General features: G+C 65.4%; 16 protein-coding genes. 6 read left to right on the top strand and 10 right to left on the bottom strand.

Annotation, left to right across the window (positions count from 1 at the left end; genetic code table 11):
• Window positions 1–128: 128 nt before the first annotated feature.
• The 6 genes from BM394_RS00890 to BM394_RS00865 form a co-directional block, all read right to left on the bottom strand.
• A complete protein-coding gene (locus tag BM394_RS00890; protein WP_017974938.1) occupies window positions 129–332 on the bottom strand; it encodes a cold-shock protein in 204 nt (67 codons plus the stop codon).
• Window positions 333–743: 411 nt separating this feature from the next.
• On the bottom strand, window positions 744–1,769 hold the full coding sequence (locus BM394_RS00885) for an MBL fold metallo-hydrolase (protein ID WP_092973600.1): 1,026 nt from the start codon (window positions 1,767–1,769) through the stop codon (window positions 744–746).
• Window positions 1,770–1,977: 208 nt separating this feature from the next.
• Window positions 1,978–3,195 carry a cytochrome P450 gene (locus BM394_RS00880; protein WP_207227292.1) on the bottom strand — a complete coding sequence of 406 codons (1,218 nt, stop codon included), beginning with the start codon at window positions 3,193–3,195 and terminating at the stop codon, window positions 1,978–1,980.
• Window positions 3,196–3,647: 452 nt separating this feature from the next.
• On the bottom strand, window positions 3,648–5,141 hold the full coding sequence (locus tag BM394_RS00875) for a SulP family inorganic anion transporter (RefSeq protein ID WP_425427635.1): 1,494 nt from the start codon (window positions 5,139–5,141) through the stop codon (window positions 3,648–3,650).
• Window positions 5,142–5,524: 383 nt separating this feature from the next.
• Window positions 5,525–6,037 carry an O-acetyl-ADP-ribose deacetylase gene (locus tag BM394_RS00870; RefSeq protein ID WP_092973596.1) on the bottom strand — a complete coding sequence of 171 codons (513 nt, stop codon included), beginning with the start codon at window positions 6,035–6,037 and terminating at the stop codon, window positions 5,525–5,527.
• A 69-nt stretch (window positions 6,038–6,106) separates the two neighbouring features.
• The gene (locus tag BM394_RS00865) at window positions 6,107–6,823 is read right to left on the bottom strand and encodes a sulfite exporter TauE/SafE family protein (protein WP_217643268.1); all 717 of its coding nucleotides are present in this window, start codon (window positions 6,821–6,823) and stop codon (window positions 6,107–6,109) included.
• A 525-nt stretch (window positions 6,824–7,348) separates the two neighbouring features.
• On the opposite strand from BM394_RS00865, the gene BM394_RS00860 reads away from it, so the two are divergent.
• A complete protein-coding gene (locus BM394_RS00860) occupies window positions 7,349–8,236 on the top strand; it encodes a mycobacterial-type methylenetetrahydrofolate reductase (protein WP_092926372.1) in 888 nt (295 codons plus the stop codon).
• 142 nt (window positions 8,237–8,378) lie between these two features.
• On the opposite strand, the gene BM394_RS00855 is transcribed toward BM394_RS00860, so the two are convergent.
• Together BM394_RS00855 and BM394_RS00850 are read right to left on the bottom strand one after the other, a co-directional pair.
• The gene (locus BM394_RS00855; protein WP_092926374.1) at window positions 8,379–9,125 is read right to left on the bottom strand and encodes a formate/nitrite transporter family protein; all 747 of its coding nucleotides are present in this window, start codon (window positions 9,123–9,125) and stop codon (window positions 8,379–8,381) included.
• 443 nt (window positions 9,126–9,568) lie between these two features.
• Window positions 9,569–9,793 carry a hypothetical protein gene (locus tag BM394_RS00850; protein ID WP_092973593.1) on the bottom strand — a complete coding sequence of 75 codons (225 nt, stop codon included), beginning with the start codon at window positions 9,791–9,793 and terminating at the stop codon, window positions 9,569–9,571.
• Window positions 9,794–10,110: 317 nt separating this feature from the next.
• On the opposite strand from BM394_RS00850, the gene BM394_RS00845 reads away from it, so the two are divergent.
• Complete coding sequence (locus BM394_RS00845) at window positions 10,111–11,541, top strand: FAD-binding oxidoreductase (protein WP_092972761.1); 1,431 nt, start codon at window positions 10,111–10,113, stop codon at window positions 11,539–11,541.
• Between the two features lie 145 nt (window positions 11,542–11,686).
• Here the strand turns inward: BM394_RS00845 and BM394_RS00840 are convergent, their stop codons facing one another.
• Window positions 11,687–13,306, bottom strand: a complete 1,620-nt coding sequence (locus BM394_RS00840) for an ATP-binding cassette domain-containing protein (RefSeq protein WP_092972759.1) — start codon at window positions 13,304–13,306, stop codon at window positions 11,687–11,689.
• Between the two features lie 431 nt (window positions 13,307–13,737).
• On the opposite strand from BM394_RS00840, the gene BM394_RS00835 reads away from it, so the two are divergent.
• From BM394_RS00835 to BM394_RS00825, 3 genes are all read left to right on the top strand, one after another.
• Window positions 13,738–14,934 (top strand): glycosyltransferase, encoded by a 1,197-nt coding sequence (locus BM394_RS00835; protein ID WP_175529905.1) that lies wholly within the window; start codon window positions 13,738–13,740, stop codon window positions 14,932–14,934.
• Between the two features lie 273 nt (window positions 14,935–15,207).
• Window positions 15,208–15,894 (top strand): TetR/AcrR family transcriptional regulator, encoded by a 687-nt coding sequence (locus BM394_RS00830; RefSeq protein ID WP_092972755.1) that lies wholly within the window; start codon window positions 15,208–15,210, stop codon window positions 15,892–15,894.
• Window positions 15,895–15,978: 84 nt separating this feature from the next.
• Window positions 15,979–16,641 (top strand): ScbR family autoregulator-binding transcription factor, encoded by a 663-nt coding sequence (locus BM394_RS00825; protein ID WP_092972753.1) that lies wholly within the window; start codon window positions 15,979–15,981, stop codon window positions 16,639–16,641.
• 37 nt (window positions 16,642–16,678) lie between these two features.
• Here BM394_RS00825 and BM394_RS00820 read toward each other — a convergent pair whose 3' ends face one another.
• Window positions 16,679–17,707, bottom strand: coding sequence for an MDR family NADP-dependent oxidoreductase (locus BM394_RS00820; RefSeq protein ID WP_245779889.1), 1,029 nt, complete (start codon window positions 17,705–17,707; stop codon window positions 16,679–16,681).
• Window positions 17,708–17,881: 174 nt separating this feature from the next.
• On the opposite strand from BM394_RS00820, the gene BM394_RS00815 reads away from it, so the two are divergent.
• Complete coding sequence (locus BM394_RS00815; RefSeq protein ID WP_092972750.1) at window positions 17,882–18,841, top strand: ScbA/BarX family gamma-butyrolactone biosynthesis protein; 960 nt, start codon at window positions 17,882–17,884, stop codon at window positions 18,839–18,841.
• Window positions 18,842–18,988 lie beyond the last annotated feature (147 nt).

Raw genomic sequence — 18,988 nt, 5'->3', positions numbered from 1 at the left:
ACGTTTCGAAAGTCCGCTCCGGACGCTCGGCGTTGCGTCGTGCCGAGGCCGAAAACGAACGGTGCCCGCTCACCCCTGGGGGAGCGGGCACCGTCGTGTGTTTTATTCGCGGGCTCGAAAGCTCGAGATCAGAGCGCGCGGACGGTATCGGCCTGCGGGCCCTTGGAGCCCTGGCTGACCGTGTACTCCACCTGCTGCGCCTCGTCCAACGTGCGGAAGCCCGGTGCGTCGATCGCGGAGTAGTGCACGAAGACGTCCGGCCCGCCGTCGTCGGGAGCGATGAAGCCGAAGCCCTTTTCCGAGCTGAACCACTTGACGGTTCCCTGTGGCATGGCTGTCTCCTTTCGGGAGCTGATTAGGTCACCGGTGACCGTCCCGTACGGTCACCAATGGTCGTGGATCTCAGACGGCGCCTACTCCAGCTACACCAAAGACAGCTGCTCGCCCGCACCAACTATCTGCGAACGTGCTCTAACACGACTCCAGAAAAACGACCGAGGCTCATCATACACGCCTTGGTCGCGGGGTGCAGCACTCACGTGGCAACTGATCGAAAAGTCCGTGTGGCCGGCTCGGGTGCGGCGATGCGCCCGGATCGCGGGGCCTTCAGCCGGCGCCGTGGTCGAGCGGATCGATCGACGCTGCCAGGGTCCCCGACGGTTTCGTCCTCATTGGCCGTCCCGGGACGGCTTTCCTGCCCACTCCGCCGGGACGGCGTGGTGGCGCTTCTCCCGTCCCGGGGCTCAGTTCGCGGTGTAGTGGGCCACGCCTTCCACCAGCTCGACATCGAGTCGTCCCCATTCCGTGAGCAGCTTCAGATGCGCCGCCGTTTCGAGTATCGCCAACGTGCGGTTGAACGTGTCGAGCTCGTCCAACGCGTACCCGTGCCGGGTCCAGGTCAGCGTCCGCGCCGTCTGATGCGCGGTTTCGGCCCCCTCGGCCACCGCGGTGGTCATGGTCGTCAGCCGCCGTTCGTGGTGCCGCAGCAGCTCATCGACCCGAGTGTGCACGCTCGATCCCGCGGGTCCGTGAGCGGGCAGCATCCGTGTGTCCGGCAACGAGCGGGTCAACCGCAGTGAGTCGAGGAAGTCCCGCAGCGGCACCGGCCCGGGGGCCTGCTCCAGCGCGACGGAAGGGGTGATGTGTGGCAGCACGTGATCGCCGGTGAACATCAGCCCCTCGGTCTCGTCGAGGAACATCACGTGACCGCGGGTGTGGCCGGGGGTCGGCACCACGCGTAATGTTCGTCGCTCCAGCTCGATCGGGGTCGACTCCTCGAGCCACTCGTCCGGTTCCTGCCAGGTTCCCTCCGGCGGAAGGGCGTCCGGCGTGCCGAACTCGGCTTCCAGCGCGTCGACGACGTTCTTGGCCCCGCACTCCAACAGCTGTTCCCGCTGTCTGCGCATCGGGACGTGATCGGAAGCCATCAGGCATCGCAGGTTGGGTCGTTCGGCTGCTCCGAGAGCGATTCGACAACCGGTCTCGCCTCGCAGCGTCACCGCCTGCGTGTAGTGGTCCCGATGGACGTGGGTGACGAGAACGCGGGCTATGTCGCTGAGTTCCGCCCCCAACGTGGCGAGCGCTTCGGCGAGTTGGTTCCGGGATTCGTCCAGTGCCCAACCACCGTCGATCAGGGTGACGGTGGAGGTGTCACGAATCGCGTAGACGTTGACCGCGCGCAGCCCGTCACCGGGCATCGGCAGGGGAATCCGGTGTACTCCCGGGGCGACTTCGTGTGCCCCCGGCTCCGTCCAATCCGCACTCGACATGCTCACCTCCACGACGCCAACCTGTGATCGGGCAGGCATACCACGCGGTCGGTAATCGATCGAGTGGGTGCGACACAGCTCACCAACTCGTGAGGCGGTCGAGTTGGCCGACGACACGACTGCCGCGGCGGCGAATGCCAGTCGGGCGCGGTGGCTTGGTCGGCCTGTTCCAGGCACCTCCACGATTCGGCGTCGGCCCGGAGCGGTATCAGGTCGTTGTCCACCGCACGGGGAGGTTCCGCAGGGAACGAATGAAACTACCCGTGTTCCATTCCGGGGCCGTGCCGTCCAGGGCCGTTTCCAGACGGGGGAAGTGGCGCACCAGCCCTTCCAGTGCGACCTCCAGTTCGATCTTGGCCAGTTGCGCTCCCAGACAACGGTGCACTCCGCTGCCGAACGCCAGGTGGTGGTTGTCCACACGTTCGACGTCCAGAGTGCCCGGAGCGTCGAACGTGTCGCCGTCCCGGTTCGCCGAGGTGAGCGCCACCAATACCGTCTCGCCCGCCCCGACGGTCACCCCGTTGACGGTGACCTCCTCGAGCGCCACCCGTGGGAAGGTGACGTCGAAACCGAACAACGGCACATAGCGCAGTAGCTCCTCCACAGCGCCGGGTATCAACTCGGTATCCGCGCCCAGTCGCCGCCACTGTTCCGGATAGTCACGCAGCAGCACGAGAACGGAATTGGTGATCTGGTTCTTGGTCGTCTCGTGACCGGCGGCGAGCAGCGTTATTCCGAACTGCACCAGCTCCCGCTCGCTCAATTTGTCGTCCTCGTCCCGAGCCGACACCAGTACACTGAGCAGATCGTCGGTGGGATCGTGACGTTTTTCGTTCACCAGGCCGGCCATGTAGTCTTCCATGTTTCGCCAACCGGCTTGTACCTCCTCGGCGGGTGTGCCGCTCACGCTGGCTATCTTCTCGGTCCACTCGCGGAACAGCGGTTGATCCGTCTCGGGGACGCCGAGGATGTGGCATATTACTCTGATCGGTAGCGGAGCGGTGAAATTCTCGATCAGATCCACGGGGCTGTCGTGGTGTCGTGCCAACCGCTCCAGGAGTTCCTCCGAAGTCCGCCGCACGTACGGACGCAGCTGTTCGATTCGGCGGACCGTGAACGCCTTGGCCGCCAACTTGCGGAGGCGGGTGTGTTCCGGTGGGTCGGAAGCCAGCAGCGAACCGGGCTGCGGTGCGAACGTGCCGAGGCGTGGGACTCCCTCGTCGATGCTGTGGGCCAGGCTGAAACGGTTGTCCGTGAGGACGAATCGCACGTCCTCGTTCCGCGTGACCAACCACACCGGTACACCCGAGAGCGCGACCCTGCTCACCGGATTCTCTGTCCGCAGTCGGGCGTAGACGTCGTCGATGTCGTTCGTCGATGAAGCGTCGAACGGAAAGACCGGTATTTCTGTTCGTGCTGACTGCACGGCTTCCTCCCGGCAGGACCGTCAAATCGAGGTCATTCCCGCCCACCCGGAAATGATTTATTCCCCGAGTGGAATTGTTTTCAGCCTATTCCGGGGTTCGAGACGATACAACATTATGCTGCTGGGATTTTCGGGTGAGTTTGCGGTTTCGGCGTGTCGCCGTGTTCCGATCGTTCGATCGCGTTGCGCCAGGACGCGTACGCCCGTTTCCTCCGGGAGGAGTTTTCGGCGGCCGGGTTCCCACTAGGTGGGCAACGGCGGAGCCGTTCGGTCACACGTTCGAGCGGTCACGGGGTCTCGTCGGAGTGCGGGGCGTCGTCGGAGGAGGCACCGCGAGCGGAGTCGGCTACGAACCGGTGAACGGTCCGGGCGACGGCCGCCGGTCCGCGGCGATTCCGAAGTCGGTGGCACTTCCGTCGTCACAGGTTTCGCCGCGGACCGTCGTGGTCGGCTCAGTGCTCGCCACCCAGCCTGCCCGCCAGCGCGGCGTGCCGCCGCTTGCTGGACTCGTTCATACCGGTGATCGATACCGTGCTCCCGCGTTGCCGGTACTTCGTTTCGACGGCGTCGAGCGCGGCCACGGTGGAGGCGTCCCAGATGTTGGCTCCGGAGAGGTCGATGATCACGTTGCCGGGATCACCCGCGTAGTCGAACTGGAATACCAGGTCGTTGCTGGAGGCGAAGAACAGCTGTCCGGTGACCCGGTAGATCTTGGTCCCGCCCTCCGGATCGAGCACGCTGTCGATGTTGACCAGATGCGCCACGCGCTGTGCGAACAACACCGTGGCCACGACGACGCCAACCACTACACCGATCGCGAGGTTGTGGGTGGCGACCGTGACGGCCACGGTCGCCAGCATCACGGCCGTCTCGCTCTTGGGCATCATGCGCAGTGTTCTCGGGTGAACGCTGTGCCAGTCGAACGTGCCCACCGAAACCATGATCATGACCCCGACCAGAGCCGCCATGGGGATCAGGGCCACCACCGGTCCCAGCGCCACGACCAGGATCAGCAGGAACACTCCGGCCAGGAAGGTGGACAACCGGGTCCTCGCGCCGCTGGATTTCACGTTGATCATGGTTTGGCCGATCATCGCGCAGCCACCCATGCCACCGAAGAAACCGGTGACGACGTTGGCGAGCCCCTGTCCCCAGGACTCGCGGGTCTTGTCCGAGTGCTCGTCGGTGATGTCGTCGACCAGCTTGGCGGTCATCAACGACTCCATCAGCCCGACCAGGGCCATGGCGATCGCGTACGGTGCGATGATTCGCAGCGTTTCGAAAGTGGCGGGGACCGACGGCAGGCCGGGAACGGGCAGACTGCTGGGGAGTTCACCCTGGTCACCGACGGTGGGTACGGCGATCCCCGCCGCCACGGTGAACACGGTCAGCGCGACGATGGCCACCAGCGGTGCGGGAATGGCGGTGGTCAGCCTCGGTAGCCCGATCATGACTGCCAGTCCCACCGCCACGAGCGCGTAAACGCTCCAGGGAACACCGGTCAGGTACGGCAATTGGGCGGTGAAGATCAGAATCGCCAACGCGTTGACGAATCCGACCATCACGCTTCGGGGCAGGAACCGCATCAACCGCGCCACCCCGAGCATCCCCAGCACAGCCTGGAACACGCCGCCCAGGATCACGGTGGCCACCAGGTAATCCACTCCGTACTGCCGTGCCACCGGTGCCAACACCAGCGCGATAGCCCCGGTCGCCGCCGAGATCATGGCGCGCCGCCCGCCGGCCAGCGAGATCGTCACCGCCATGATGAACGAGGCGAACAGCCCGACCCGGGGATCGACGCCGGCGATGATGGAGAACGAGATGGCCTCCGGAATCAGCGCCAACGCCACCACGAGACCGGCCAACACCTCGGTCCGCAGCACCCGTGGCGACAACCAGTCCGGGCGAGACATCCGGTCACGTAACACGGCAGGAAACGACATCATCTTCTTTCGTACGAGGAGAACCGCGGGTGGAAGACCGATCGGAGCGGAGCCACACCTGTGGGGCTCACGCGATCACAACGAACCCTACCGTTACGTAACGGCAATGATGGCCGGAGTGTGACATATGCCGGTGTGTGATCCACGGAGATCCTCGTCACCCCGGCAGTCCGAAGGGAGTGCAGACTCCGAACCAGTACCCGAGCTGTGCAGCGTGTCCGGTTCCGAAGCCACGTGTGCACCGGTCCTCGCCAGTTCGACGCGGCAGCCCGGATTGTGGCGGGCGTTCTCGGAACGCGCCAACGCGTTCAGTAGTTCGTCGTTGATCTCGCCTCAAGGTGTGAGACCCGGCAACGACTCCCGGAAACACGTCGCCGTGTCGGTCAGTGTTGGCCGAGCTCGGTTGCGAAGGTCCGGTAGGTCTGTTCGTCGAAAAGTACGAACCGCACGAGTTCCACACCGGTGTCAGCCTCGCGCACGGCCCGGATCGCCACGCGTGCCGCCTGGTCGACCGGGTAGCGGTACACGCCCGTGGACACGGCGGGAAAGGCGACGCTGGTGGCGGGCAGCGAATCGGCGACCCGCAACGATTCCAGGTAGCACGAAGCCAGCAGGTCCGAGCGGTCCCACGAGGCCGAGTAGGTCGGGCCGACGGTGTGTATCACCCATCGTGCGGGGAGTTCACCCGCCGTGGTGGCCACGGCGTGCCCCACCGGCAGTCCGTCGGTGTGCTCGGAGGCACGCAGCTGCTTACAGGCCTCCAGTATTTCCCGGCCGCCGCGTCGATGGATCGCACCGTCGACGCCGCCTCCGCCCAGGAGCGAGGAGTTGGCCGCGTTGACCACGGCGTCCACCCGCTGTTCGGTGATGTCGCCCTGTGTCGCCGTGATGCGCATGGTCGTATTCTCGGCTCCGTACCGGCTGTTCCACCAGCGGGCGCGTTCGACGAGCCGCATGCGATGGACTCAGAACAGTGCCTTGCCGAGCAGCACGGCCGCGCTCAGACTCGCCACCGCGAGCAGCACCGGACGCGTGCGCCCGTTGTCGAGTATCCGGCGCAGCGGACCCGAAAGTACGAATCCCAGCAGCGCGAACGGGAACAGCACGCCGGCCGCCAGCAGCTGTTCCCCGTGTACCTGTCCGGAGGCGACCAGCGCGATCAGGGACAGCACCGATCCCAGCGCGAAGTAGGCGCTGAGCGTGGTACGTACCGTCGGCCCCGCGTTGTGCTGGTACACCAGTGCGATCGGTGGGCCGCCGATCGCGGCGGCGGTTCCGAAGACGCCGCTGAACATTCCGGCGGTGAAGAGCGTTCCCGGCACCGGTCTGGGGCGCCACGAGACCAGGGACAGCACCACGGAGACCAGCACCACCAGGCCGATCAGTACCGCCAGCCACCGATTCGGCAGCAGCGCCAGCGCGGTGACCCCGAGCACGGTTCCGGGCACTCTGCCGAGCAGCCCCCACCGGACCCCGCGCCAGTCGGCCCGGCCTCTTTCGCGGAGGAGGGGGAGGATCGCGAAGGCGGAGGCGGTCAGCAACAACGGGACCGGCACCAGAGCCGGGTGGGCGATGGCCAGCAGCGGTGCGGCGATCAGGTTCATGCCGAACCCCACCGCTCCCTGCACGACCGCTCCGCCAAGCACGATCGTCCCCGCCAGTAGCAGCATCCAGATGCTCAAGTGTTCCCTCGATCGTTTCGGGCATGCTCGGTGCGCCGAGTCAACCCCCGCGGCGGAAGTGGCACGAGTGCGGGGACCCTTCGATGTGTTCGACTTCATATCCCGGTCTCGAAAGCGGCCGTCGGGCGGGTCGCGGGGATGTGCTCGCGATCGGCTCCGGTGGTGTTTCCGCCTGTCCGGTCGGTCCTGTTTCCCCTCGCGAAGTGGCGAACCGGAGACCAGGGCCGTTTCGTGTCCCCCGCTCGATGCGACAGATGTCACCGGGATGGCGCAACCCCGGTGGTAGCCGGCCTCCGCTATGCCGGTTGACCTGCTGATTCGTTGAATATGCTCGTCTCTGGAACACCCTTCACTACTCCGTTCGGAGTAGCGGCACTACTCTGTCCGGAGGTATTTACCGATGATTGACGGCCGTACGTTGTTCGCTCGTGGCACGAATCGTGCTCGCGGTGGTGCGGGCTTGCCGCCATCGGCAGCCGCGATCCGCCGTGACCGACGTCGACAGAAGGAAAACCTGAGGCCGACATGGAAACGATCGCACTCGAACTGGTGCCGCCCGATCAGGACGGCGGTGTGGAGAGCGCAGTTGAGGAAGGCCGCAAGGTGGCCGAGAGCTGCCGCACGTCCGGGCTCGGGGACCGCATCCAGCACCTGATGATCCCCGGCTTGATCGCCGAGGACGACGATCGTCCGGTCGAGATCAAGCAGAAGATGGACACGCTCGATTTCTGGCATGCCGTTCGTCCCGAGATCGGCGATGTGAAGGGGCTGTGTACCCAGGTCACGGCATTCCACGACAAGCAGCAACTGACCGACCGTATCGGTGATCTTCGCAGCGCCGGTATGGAAGGCATCGCCTTCGTCGGTGTGCCGCGAAACATGAGCGACGGTGAGGGGCCGGGTATGGCTCCTACCGATGCGTTGGCCGAGTTCAAGGGAACCGTCCCCAACCGGGGCGTCATTCTCATTCCCACCCGTGAGGGGGAGCACGGCCGGTTCAACTTCAAGTGTGAGCGGGGCGCCACCTACGGCATGACCCAGCTGCTGTACTCGGATGCCATCGTCGGCTTCCTCAAGGAGTTCGCGCAGCAGACACCTCACCGCCCGGAGATCCTGCTCTCGTTCGGTTTCGTGCCGGGCGCCGAGAGCAAGGCCAAGCTCATCGACTGGCTCATCCAGGATCCGGGCAATCCGGTTGTGGAACAGGAACAGGAGTTCGTCGCCAGACTGGCGGAGAAGTCCTTCGAGGAACGCAAGCGTCAACTCGTGGACCTGTACAAGCGGGTCGTGGACGGGGTGCGTGACCTCGGCTTCCCGCTGAGCATTCACCTGGAGGCGCCCTACGGTAACTCCAAGCCCGCTTTCGAGACCTTCGCGGAGATGCTGGACTACTGGTCGCCCCGCCAGAGCTGACGGAGTGGAGCCAGAGCTGACGGAGTGGATGCGGGCGGCGAAACCGGTTGTCGTTTCGCCGCCCGCATGTGCTTTCCGACCGCCGGTTTCGGAAACGTTCGCTCGGACGGTCGGTCACCGTCCCCGCTCGGGGACGGACCTGTCACGCGTGTCGCCACTCCCGGATTCGGGCATAGCCCCGGATCAGTCGCAGCGCCGTTGTGATGCCGACTCCACCGATGATGTTGCCCAGCAGGGTCCAGCTGAACCACGTGATCCATTCCAGGTAACCGTAGTCGGCCCCGGCGTGGATTCCGCCGAATATCAGCAGCGAATCCAGTATCGAGTGGTGCATACCTGTTCCGACGATCAGGAATCCGGTTACGGCGCTGGCGGTGAGTTTCGCCATGTCGTTGTCGGTGCCGTTGTGCATCCTGGTCATCAGCGTGATCGCACTACCGGCCAGCACCGCCAGACACAGATTCTGCGGTGACAGCGCGGCGTTGGCGAACTTGCCACCCATCTCCACGGCCGTGGTGTGCAGACCGGGAAACGCGGTGATCACCACGAACATCAGCGCCCATCCGCCGAGCAGATTGCCGGCCAGGGTGCCGCCCCAGAAGCGTGCCAGTCGTCGCCAGGTGGCCTGGCGAGCCGCCACCACCACGATGGGGACGAGAAAGCCCTCGGTGAACAGTTCGGCGTGGCCGAGCAGCAGCGCGATCAGCGCGACCGAGAACGCCATGCCCGCCAGCAGCGGACTCCCGGTGGTCTGGTACACGGTCAGCAGAGCGAGCACGCCCAGTGCCACTTCCACACCGGCGACCAGGGCGGTCGCCAACAACTGCGGCCACGTTCGGTAGAGACGGGGACGCCCCTTCTCGATGATCCGATCGATGGCACGGTCCACCTCGTTCTCGCGCGGTCGTTGTCGACTTTCCGGCGCGTGGGGGGTGACTACGTGACTAGGCTGCTCAATCTGCTTGGTAACCACGACCTACCTGTGTTCGTATTCGAAGGTGTAAGGGCCAATTTCCGGGTGTATCGGCCTCGGCCGCCGCGCGTTCCCGAACGTCATGTGTTGCCCGTCAGCGGAAGAGATGCTTGCTGTCCGGGGAAGAAGTCCGTTGTTCGAGCCGCGACCCGCAAGTGTCGCAAAGCCGATATTCCGGGCGTAACCCCGGTGGGAAAACCCCTGCCGAGGGGTGGTGTTAGGGAGTCGCGACCCCGGTGGATCCGTGCGGGCAGGGGCTGGTCCACCCGCCTGGATGCCGCCGGTATCCGCCGAGCGGGCACGACCCCGCGGCTTTCAGGCCCACGAACGAGCACTGCCGCGGTAGAGGTGTGGCGGAATCAGTCGTTCGATCCGGTGCGGTGGCTTTCCGCCCGCTCGGCCGGCGCCCGTTCGGTGCGGCGCAGCCACACTACGCCGCCGAGCTGTACCGCCATCGCCGCGGCGATCAGAACCACCGCGGTAGCCGCGAAGGGTGACCAACCGATGACGGTGAACAGCACCAGCCCGACGACCAGGAAGACTCCGGTACGCACGAGCACGAAGGTCAACCTTCGGGAATTCATCGAACCTCGCTCGGACGGCGGTTGCAATCGCGAGTGCGCAGCATACGTGAGTTCGGAGCCGCTGAGGAGCCCGCCCAACGCGGCGAGACGCCGACGCACACGTCTCGCTCGGAAGGCGAGCGGGCCGTTCGGCGATGACTCCCAAGTGTCATTCGTCCGTATCGGCCGTACCGGCGGTGAGCGCAGACTGGCGACGGCAGGACGCGGCGCACGCGTGCGGCGGAGTCGGAGTACGACCGGATCGAGGACCGCCAAGCGGTCGTGGCTTCGCGCGGGCAGCCGTGGAAATCGATTCGCCGGGATCGTCGGAGAAAATCATGTCCACACAACTGCGAACACTCACACCGGAACCGACCATCCTCTCGGACGAGACGTTGCGTGACTTCCGGGCCGATTTCCGTGGCTCGGTGATCGGTCCCCTGGACAGTGAGTACGAGCAGGCCTGCGTGGTGCAGAACGGTGCGTTTCGTCGTGAGCCCGGTCTCGTGCTGCGCTGTCACGGAACGGCCGACGTCGTCGACGCCGTGGAGCTGGCCCGCGGGAGTCGGTTGTTGGTCGCGGTTCGGGGAGGTGGGCACAGTGTGGCCGGTCACAGCAGTTGCGCGGGAGGTCTGCTGATCGATCTCTCCGGGATGCGTGCCGTGTCGGTGGACCCACGGCGCGGAGTGGTGCGTGCCCAGGGCGGTGCGACCTGGGGCGACGTCGACCGGGAATCGCAGCTGTTCGGGCTGGCGGTGCCCGGCGGAATCGTGTCCACCACCGGGGTGGGAGGGCTCACCCTCGGTGGCGGGATCGGTTGGCTGCACCGTGCGTACGGCCTCACCTGCGACAACCTTCGGGCGGTCGAGCTCGTCACCGCCGACGGTCGAGTGGTGCACGCCGACGACGAGCATTACCCAGAGCTGATGTGGGGACTGCGCGGTGGTGGGGGAAATTTCGGGATCGTCACCGCCTTCGAGTTCGACGCTCACCCGTTGGGCCCCACGGTGATGGACTCCACCGTGATCTACGACGCGGGCGATGCCGATGCGCTGTTCCGGCGATGGCGGGACTGGGCGGACACGGTTCCGGACGAGGTGACGACGAGAGCGCTGTTCTGGACCATGCCCGCCGACCCGACGTTGCCTCCGGAGCTGCACGACAGGGACGTGCTCATCCTCGCGGCGTTGTACGCGGGCGATGTGGAGAGCGGGCAGCGGGTACTCGACCCGATCGCGCGGTTCGGTACGCCGGTGGCCGATCTCAGCGGCCCCGCACCGTACCGCCTCGCGCAGTCCTCGTTCGACGTGTTCTTCCCCAAGGGCGAGTTGCTCAGCTACTGGAAGTCGATATACCTCGACGAACTGACCGACGACGTCGTCGAACTGGTACTGCGTCGTTCGCGGCAACGGCCGCATCCGTGGACGATGGTGCACCTTCCACTGCTCGGTGGTGCCATGAAGCGTGTCGATGCCGAGGCCACTGCTTTCGGGGACCGGCATGCTGACTACATGCTCAGCGTGGACGGGAACTGGTTCGACCCGTCGGACAGCGCTCGGGTTACCGAATGGGTGAGGGACACCGTTGCCGAAGCGGCCGAGCTACCCGCGGCGACGGGAACCTATCTGAACTTCAGCGGTGACACGGAGGTCGACGAGTCGGTGCGCCGGGCCGCGTTCGGGACGAATCTGCGTCGGTTGACGCGGCTCAAGACCGAATACGATCCCGACAACCTGTTCCGCTCGAATTCCAACATTCCACCGGAATGAGCGGGACCCCTTCGGGGAGCTCATCCGAGGTCGGGCCTTCCCGCCGGTGGCGGGCGGGAGGCTCCGCCGGGCGAGTGCGGTCCGGAAGCGAGTCGACAGGAACCCTTGACCACCCGAACCGGATCCGCACTCGGTCCTCTCGGCATCACAGCGGGTCGGGCTCCGTATCCGTCAGTTCGCCCGCCAACCGCAACCACCTGGTGATACCGAGATCACGCAGGAACGCCGAGTCGTGGCTGGCCACCACGAGCGCGCCCTCATAGCCCGCGAGCGACTCGGCCAGTTCGCGGGTGCTGGTCATGTCGAGGTTGTTGGTCGGTTCGTCCAGCAACAGCAGTTGCGGAGCCGGTTGCGCCAGCAGCAGTGCGGCCAGGGAGGCGCGGACCCGTTCCCCACCGGAAAGAGTGCGTACCGGTTGATCCGCGCGCTGTTGTTTGAACAGGAAACGTGCCAGCCGGGCCCGGATCTCGTTGTCCGTCGCTCCGGGAGCCAGCCGTGCGACGTTGGCCGTTGCCGAAAGCGATTCGTCGAGTACCTCGTGGCGCTGCGGCAGGTAGCGCAGTGGCACGTTGACCTCGACAGCACCGTGCTCCACCGGCAACAGTTCGGCCACGGTGTGCAACAGGGTGGATTTGCCCGCGCCGTTCGGCCCGGTCAGCGCCACCCGTTCCGGGCCACACAGCTCCAGCTCCGGAATCGAGACCCCGTTGCGCAGCTCGGCCTGCCGGACCGAGAGCACTCGACGGCCGTTGGGCACGGCGGTGGCGGGGAGATCCACCCGAATGTTCTCCTCCTCGCGGACCTGTTCCCGAGCATCCGCCAGCTGTCGCCGAGCCTGTTCGAGCCGTTGTTCGTGCAGGATACGATTCCTACCCGCCGATACCTGCGCGTCCCGTTTTCGCTGCCCCGCCACGATCCGCGGCATGCGGTTCTCGGCGGCGATCCGTGCACCCCGCGAACGTCGTTTGTCCGCTTTCTCGCGTGCCTCGACCAGTTCGCGCTTTTGCCGTTTCACGTCGGCCTCGGCCGATCGGACCGATCGTTCGACCGCTTCCCGCTCAGCGGCCACCGCTGCCTCGTAGTCGGCCAGGTTCCCGGTGTAACTGTGCACGGTCGCCTCACGCAGTTCCACGATTCGATCCATCAGTCCGAGCAACTCACGGTCGTGACTGACCACGACCAGCGCACCCTCGTAGGAGCGAACCGCTTCGTAGAGCAGGTGCCGTGCCTTTCGGTCTAGATCGTTGGTCGGTTCGTCCAGCAGCAGTACTTCCGGCCGTCGCAACAACAGGGCCGCCAAGTGCAGCAGGACGAGCTCGCCGTCGGACAGTTCGCCGAGCACGCTGTCGAGTAGGAGATGCCCGAGACCGAATCCGTCCAGCATCCCCAGACAGCGTTCCTCGATGTCCCACTCCTCGCCGAGCGCGGTGAAATGCTCCTCCCGGGCTTCCCCGGCCTCGATGGCTCGCAGTGCCGCCAGGCGGGCGGTGACGCCGAGAGCGTCCGCTACACGCGCCGTTTCGTCGAAAGTGAGCCGTTGCGGCAGATAGCCGAGCTCACCGGACGTTCGTACGGTCCCAGATCGAGGGGACAACCCGCCGGTGATCAGTTCCAGCAGGGTGGACTTGCCGGTTCCGTTCGAACCGACGACTCCGGTTCGTCCCGCTGCCACGGACCAGTCGAGATCGTGCAGTACTACTGTGCCGTCCGGCCACTCGAAGGAAACGGCGGCGCATTCGACGAGAGTCCGGTCGCGTGTGGACATGGTTCTGCCTCCAGAGAGTTTTCGACTCGATCAGCCGGCGTTTGGAGACACCGCGCCACCACACAACGGGACGGCCGGAAAGAAGACCGCAACTGGGCTTGGGATGGCACACGATCCGAGGTCACGTCACTGCGTACCAGAGGGGCACGCGATGTCTCGAGACCTCAGCGGCGCACTTTCCCTCCCCGCGACGGCAGCAGAACCGGCGAGATTCTACGTCGTTGCCCGCCGTGCGGACAACCCGATCCGGCGCTTCGATCGACTCGGGTGGGCCGCACGGTCGTGCTGACGCGGAATCCGCGGGGCAACACGTTTCTGGTGGTTCTGCCATGCCTCGCGGGCCCGCATTCGAGTGTTGGTTCTCCACTCGAAAAGTCCATTCTCGTGTGAAAAGATGGCAACATCGTTCTTCGGCTACTAGTTTTGGCAGCGTGCGCATCCTGTTTTCCGCCATAGCGGCGCATGGGCATTGTTTTCCGCTGTTGCCTCTCGCCGCGGCGGCACGCGAGGCAGAACACGAAGTGGTCGTGGCCACCGGCGTCGAGCTACGAGCAGCCGTTCACGCGGCGGGTGCCGAGTTCGTCGAGGCCGGTTTACCCGTCTTCGACGCTCTCGAGGCGGTCGTGAGCCGTGACGACCGTCTCGAGGCCGATGACCCAGCCATCCTCGGCGACTCAGCCATCCCCGGTGGTCTCCCGGCACAGCAACGTGACCGGGTCGTGGGGCAGCTGTTCGGCAGTGTGCTGCCGCGTCGTTTCGTCTCGGACATCCGTACTCTGCTGCGCTCCCGTCGATTCGACCTCGTCGTTTACGAAACCGGTAACCCGGGGGCCGCGCTGGCCGCGGAGCTCGAGGGGGTACCGGCTGTTTGCCACGGATTCGGTAGGGAACTCGCGGGGGGCTTCACGGCCACGTTCGGGGCTCCGTTGCTGGAGCTGGCCGATGAACTGGGGGTTTCCGCTCCCGCCGACGACCTCGGGACCCTCGGGAACACTTATCTGGACGTCTTCCCACCGTCCCTGCAGGATCCGGCGGTGCTCGCGCTTCCCCAGCGGATCGGTATACGAGCGAGCCCCTTCGCCGAATCCGGTGAACTACCCGAAGCGGTAACCGCACGACCGCGTGATCGTCCGCTCGTCTATCTGACACTGGGAACCGCTTTCGGCAGCGCCGACGTGTTGTGTACGACCGCGCGAGCGATCGCCGAGTTCGACGTGGACCTGCTCGTCTCGACAGGTCCCAGGGTGCGTACCGAGACGCTCCAAGGTCTGCCGGACAACGTCACGGTCGGGTCCTGGTTCCCGCAGGCCCATCTGATTCCTTGGCTGGATCTGGCGGTGCATCACGGTGGCGCGGGCACCACGCTGACCGCGTTCGCCGCCGCGGTTCCGCAGTTGCTGCTGCCGCAGGGTGCTGATCAGTTCGACAACGCCGCGAGCGTAGTAACCGCTGGGGCGGGCCGCAGCATAATGCCCGAGGACAACCATGGGCAGACGGTTGTCACGGCGGTGGAGGAGTTGCTCGGCGATTCGGCCACGGTGCGGGCGGCGCGTTACCTGGCGGCCGAAATGGCCGCGGCGCCGGATTCCGCCGCTGTGGTGGAACGACTTTCCGAGATGTACGGCTGAGGCGAGCGGGGACCTCGCGGTTCGGTTCAGTACGGACCCGAAGGCGGGACGAACCCGTGTGATGAAATTCATCGCACGTTCTCGTTCGTTGTCGGCCGGCCTCGTCGCCCACCTCGTGGGCGCGTTCTGCCCCGCATCACGCGAGGACACGGAGAGTGTTCACCTTACCTGTGCCTGTTCGGCCGTTGGTTCTTCCTGTCCGTCGGCAGTACAGTGAAAATATTTAAACCGCTTAGTTGGTTTTATTAGAGACGAGACAGGGAGCATGTCGTGATGGCGATGAGGCAGGAGCGGGCCGAGCAGACCCGCTGTCGGGTGGTGCACGCCGCTGCCGAGGTGGTCGAACGCGACGGTGTGCGGGACGCGACACTGACTCGCATCGTGGCGGTTGCCGGCGTCTCGAAGGGGGCACTGTACTTCCATTTCGATACCAAGGAGCAGCTCGCGGACGCCGTTTACGAGGCCGGGATCGCGAGACTCGGAAAAGTGGTGGCCGAGAACTATCGCTGGTACCACTCGGCGTTCGACACGCTGGCTCTGTTGTGCGGGGCCCTCGTGCGTACTCTCCGCCGTGACGTGGTCGCCCGTGCGATGATCAGACTGGCTCGGGAGACGGATGTCAGCAGCCGGTTGTCGGGTGATCCGTACCACCACTGGTGGCTGGTCGTGTATCGCTTGTTGGTGCGAGCTCGTAACCAGCGCGAGGTGCCCAGCGGTATGGACCTCGAGGCGGGGGCCGGTCTGTTGGTCTCGGCCACGGTGGGCCTGGAGATCCTGGCGCGAAACAATCCCGCATGGTGGAACGAGGGGAGTGTGGACCGCATCTGGCACATGCTGTTGCATGTGCGCGAGCAAGCGGTCGCGGTTACGGGCTCCTCGGAGGAGGTGCTGTCCGAGTGGCGGCTCGGTTCCGAGGCGCACAGTGGTTCAGCATTGAAAAGTACCGCCCGGTTGGATTGATATGTTGACCGAAACAGTGAATCCGACGTGTCCCGGTCGTTGACGTAGGGATATCGGTGGTCCGGCAACGTACTGGAGGAGAGCTTGGTTAAGCAGGAACGCGCGGTGCGGACGAGGGCCCTGGTGCTGCGGGCCGGGGCCGAGGTGATCGCCACACGTGGTTACGAAGGGGCGACGATCGCGGAGATCCTCGATCACGCCGGGGTGACCAAGGGGGCGATGTATTTCCACTTCCCGTCCAAGCAGGCGTTGGCGGAGGCCGTGATCGAGGAGCAGACCAACATATCGACCGTGCCGGTGACGAGCTCGCGGTTGCAGGACGCGGTCGATCTCTCGCAGCGCGTGGCCCGGGCGTTGCAGTCCGATCCGTTGTTGCAGGCGGGTACGCGAATCGCCGTGGAGACGGGGTTCGCCGAGGAACCGATCGTTCCGTACCAGCAGTGGACCAGTGTGTTCCGTTCGATGTTCTCCTCCGCCAAGGAGAGCGGGGAAGTGTTGCCCTCCGTCGACCCGGTGGAGACCGCGGAGATGTTCGTCGCCTCCTACTTGGGCGTTCAGCTGTTCTCGCAGGCCGCTACCAACCGCGAGGACGTATGTGACCGGGTTGCCACGTTGTGGCGTCATCTGCTGCCCGGAATCGCGACTCCGGGGGTGCTGGCACGAATCGAACCGGACGGTGTCGGTGATCTCGACGACTTCGGTGGTATTCCCCAGCAGCACGAGGCCACCGACATCGCGTCCTCGTGATCCCGCTGTGCCTGAACGCCCTCCCGCGGCGGAGTTCTCAGAGCTCCACCAGTACGGTCCCCATGTGTTCGCCGGCTACGAGCTCACGAAGTGCTTCGGGGGCTCGTTCGAGTCCGTACAGCCTGGTGTGTGGAAAGCTGAAAGCCCCTTCGGTGAGACCGTCCACGAACACGCGGGTCCACTCCCGCTCCGCGTCCGCGTGATCCCGTAGCGAGACACCCCGGATTTCCATCCTCCGCCTGATCAGCAGCGCGGAGTCCAAGCGGGTCGGCGCGCTGAGTCCGTCCCCACCGAGTTGGCCCGACAGCGCCCCCAGCAGCGCCACACGTGCCCCGGTGTTGGCGTTTTCCACCGCGGCTTCGAGCTGTTCGCCGCCCACGGTGTCGCAGACGACGTCCAGACCCTCCGGTGCGGCCAGTCGCAGTTGATTCGTGACAGTGGTCTCGTTCCGCATCACGAGTTCGTCGTAACCGAGTTCTCGACGCAGCCGGTCGGCCTTCTCTGGTGAGCCGGTGCTTCCCAGCACTCGTTTCGCGCCGAGGTGTCGCGCGATCTGTCCGGCCAGGGTGCCGAGGCCACCTGCCGCCCCGCTCACGAAGACCGTGTCCCCGTTTCCGACCCGCGCGACCCTGCGCAACGCGGCCCAGGCGGGAGCACCGTGCGAGAGCAGTGCGCCAGGGGCGTGTGCGTCGGTGGGCTCTATCGACTCGACCGCCGTCGTTTTCAGCAGTGCGTAGTCGCGCCAACCCAGTCCGTGCTTTACCAGGGCACCGGGTTCGATATCGCTCGCCGGCCCCGCGGCCACGACCTCGCCGATGGCGGCACCCCACAGTGGACTCCCCCGCCGATAGGAAGGTATCGGGAGTTCCTCGGCGACCATCATGGTGCACATCGCCGCCGTCACCGCCATGAGCCTGTTGCGCACCAGGACTTCGCCGGTGCCGGGGCGAGGCACCGCCGTGGTGATCACGCGGAAGTGTTCCGAGGTGAGTGGCATTCCCGTCGCTTCGCCGAGATGTACTTCCCGGTTCGGTTCCGCGGGCACGAGCGTTGGTCCGGAAGTCACCGCAACACCACCAATCATCGTCGAACCGGCGAGCCCGAACGGCGAGCCGGCTGACCGAAGTTTCCCTTCAAGACTACTCACTACACTCTTGAAAAACCGACTAACCGGTCTCTATCCTCATGGAGGGGGATTTCAAACCGCACGGTAGGTATCTTTAATGCTGTGGAGGACCTTATGACCAGCAGTATCGTCGCCGACACCGTCACCGAAGAGTCCCGTGAGCAACCAACCGTCTCGTTCGAGCAGAGTCTGCCACGTCGCTGGGTCCATCGTGCCGCGAATACCGAGGTTCTGGTTACCAGTTTCGGTGAACGCGGCGAGAACGATTTCGTGCTGGGGGCACAATTACCTCGTGCGCACGCCCTTTACGGGCCGGTCGCGGGTGGTCACGATCCTCTCCTGTTCGCGGAGGCGGCGCGGCAGGCAGGGTTGGTCGTGGGGCACGTCGGCTTCGGCGTTCCCTACGGGCACCAGTTCATAATGGACACATTGGATTACGAGGTGAAGCCGGAAGCGCTTCGTCTCGCCGATACCCCCGCCCAAATCGTACTGGAAATTCACTGCGAAAACGTCAAATGGCGGGGTAGGACATTCGCCGGGGCGAATATGCACGTGCACGGATATCGTGACGGGGTCTTCGTCGGGAGGGTCACGCTGCCGTACAGTTGCATATCCCCCGCGGCTTACGCGCGAATTCGGGCAGGCTGTGACGACTTCACCGATGCGGCTGATCAGGCGGAACTTCCGGAGTCCGTTCCGCCGTGGCGGGTCGGTCGTGATTGTCCGTCCGATGTGCTGCTGGCGCCGACGCCTCACGAACGTACCTGGTTGCTGCGGGACGGACGTACGCATCCGGTGCTGTTCGATCACCCGGTCGATCATGTTCCGGGAATGACCGCTCTGGAAGCGGCGCGTCAAGCCGCACGCTCCGAATTCTGTCCGGACACGGTGCTGCCGGTGGGTATGCGAACCCGCTTCCACAGTTACATCGAGTTGGGACGGTCGTGTTTCGTGCGGGTCCACGACGAACCGATCGCGGGGGACACCGTGCGGGTGACTCTGGAACAGGAAGGGCGGGTCGCGGTCGACTCGACCGTACTGGTCCGGCGATTGTCCGACGAAACGCGGCGATGATCGTTCGGCAAGGCTCCGCGGCAGAGTTCGGTCGGGTGCGCCGTCCACCCTGTCGCGGTCCTGCCTCGCGCGTCGAGGACACGGGAGTGCCCTTCGACGCGGCGGGAAGAACTCACGGACGTGCTCAGTAGCGGCCGTGTGGTGGAG

This window comes from Actinopolyspora lacussalsi subsp. righensis (assembly GCF_900116555.1).
Lineage (GTDB): Bacteria > Actinomycetota > Actinomycetes > Mycobacteriales > Pseudonocardiaceae > Actinopolyspora > Actinopolyspora lacussalsi.
Note: the sequence above shows the minus strand (reverse complement) of the source record. Positions and strands in the feature narration are given on the sequence as shown.

Coding starts and splice junctions, on each gene's coding strand:
- BM394_RS00860 (WP_092926372.1), top strand. CDS start 7,349: ATGGAAACGATCGCACTCGAACTGGTGCCGCCCGATCAGGACGGCGGT.
- BM394_RS00875 (WP_425427635.1), bottom strand. CDS start 5,141: ATGTCGTTTCCTGCCGTGTTACGTGACCGGATGTCTCGCCCGGACTGG.
- BM394_RS00840 (WP_092972759.1), bottom strand. CDS start 13,306: ATGTCCACACGCGACCGGACTCTCGTCGAATGCGCCGCCGTTTCCTTC.
- BM394_RS00845 (WP_092972761.1), top strand. CDS start 10,111: ATGTCCACACAACTGCGAACACTCACACCGGAACCGACCATCCTCTCG.
- BM394_RS00890 (WP_017974938.1), bottom strand. CDS start 332: ATGCCACAGGGAACCGTCAAGTGGTTCAGCTCGGAAAAGGGCTTCGGC.
- BM394_RS00815 (WP_092972750.1), top strand. CDS start 17,882: ATGACCAGCAGTATCGTCGCCGACACCGTCACCGAAGAGTCCCGTGAG.
- BM394_RS00870 (WP_092973596.1), bottom strand. CDS start 6,037: ATGCGCATCACGGCGACACAGGGCGACATCACCGAACAGCGGGTGGAC.
- BM394_RS00830 (WP_092972755.1), top strand. CDS start 15,208: ATGGCGATGAGGCAGGAGCGGGCCGAGCAGACCCGCTGTCGGGTGGTG.
- BM394_RS00885 (WP_092973600.1), bottom strand. CDS start 1,769: ATGTCGAGTGCGGATTGGACGGAGCCGGGGGCACACGAAGTCGCCCCG.
- BM394_RS00850 (WP_092973593.1), bottom strand. CDS start 9,793: ATGAATTCCCGAAGGTTGACCTTCGTGCTCGTGCGTACCGGAGTCTTC.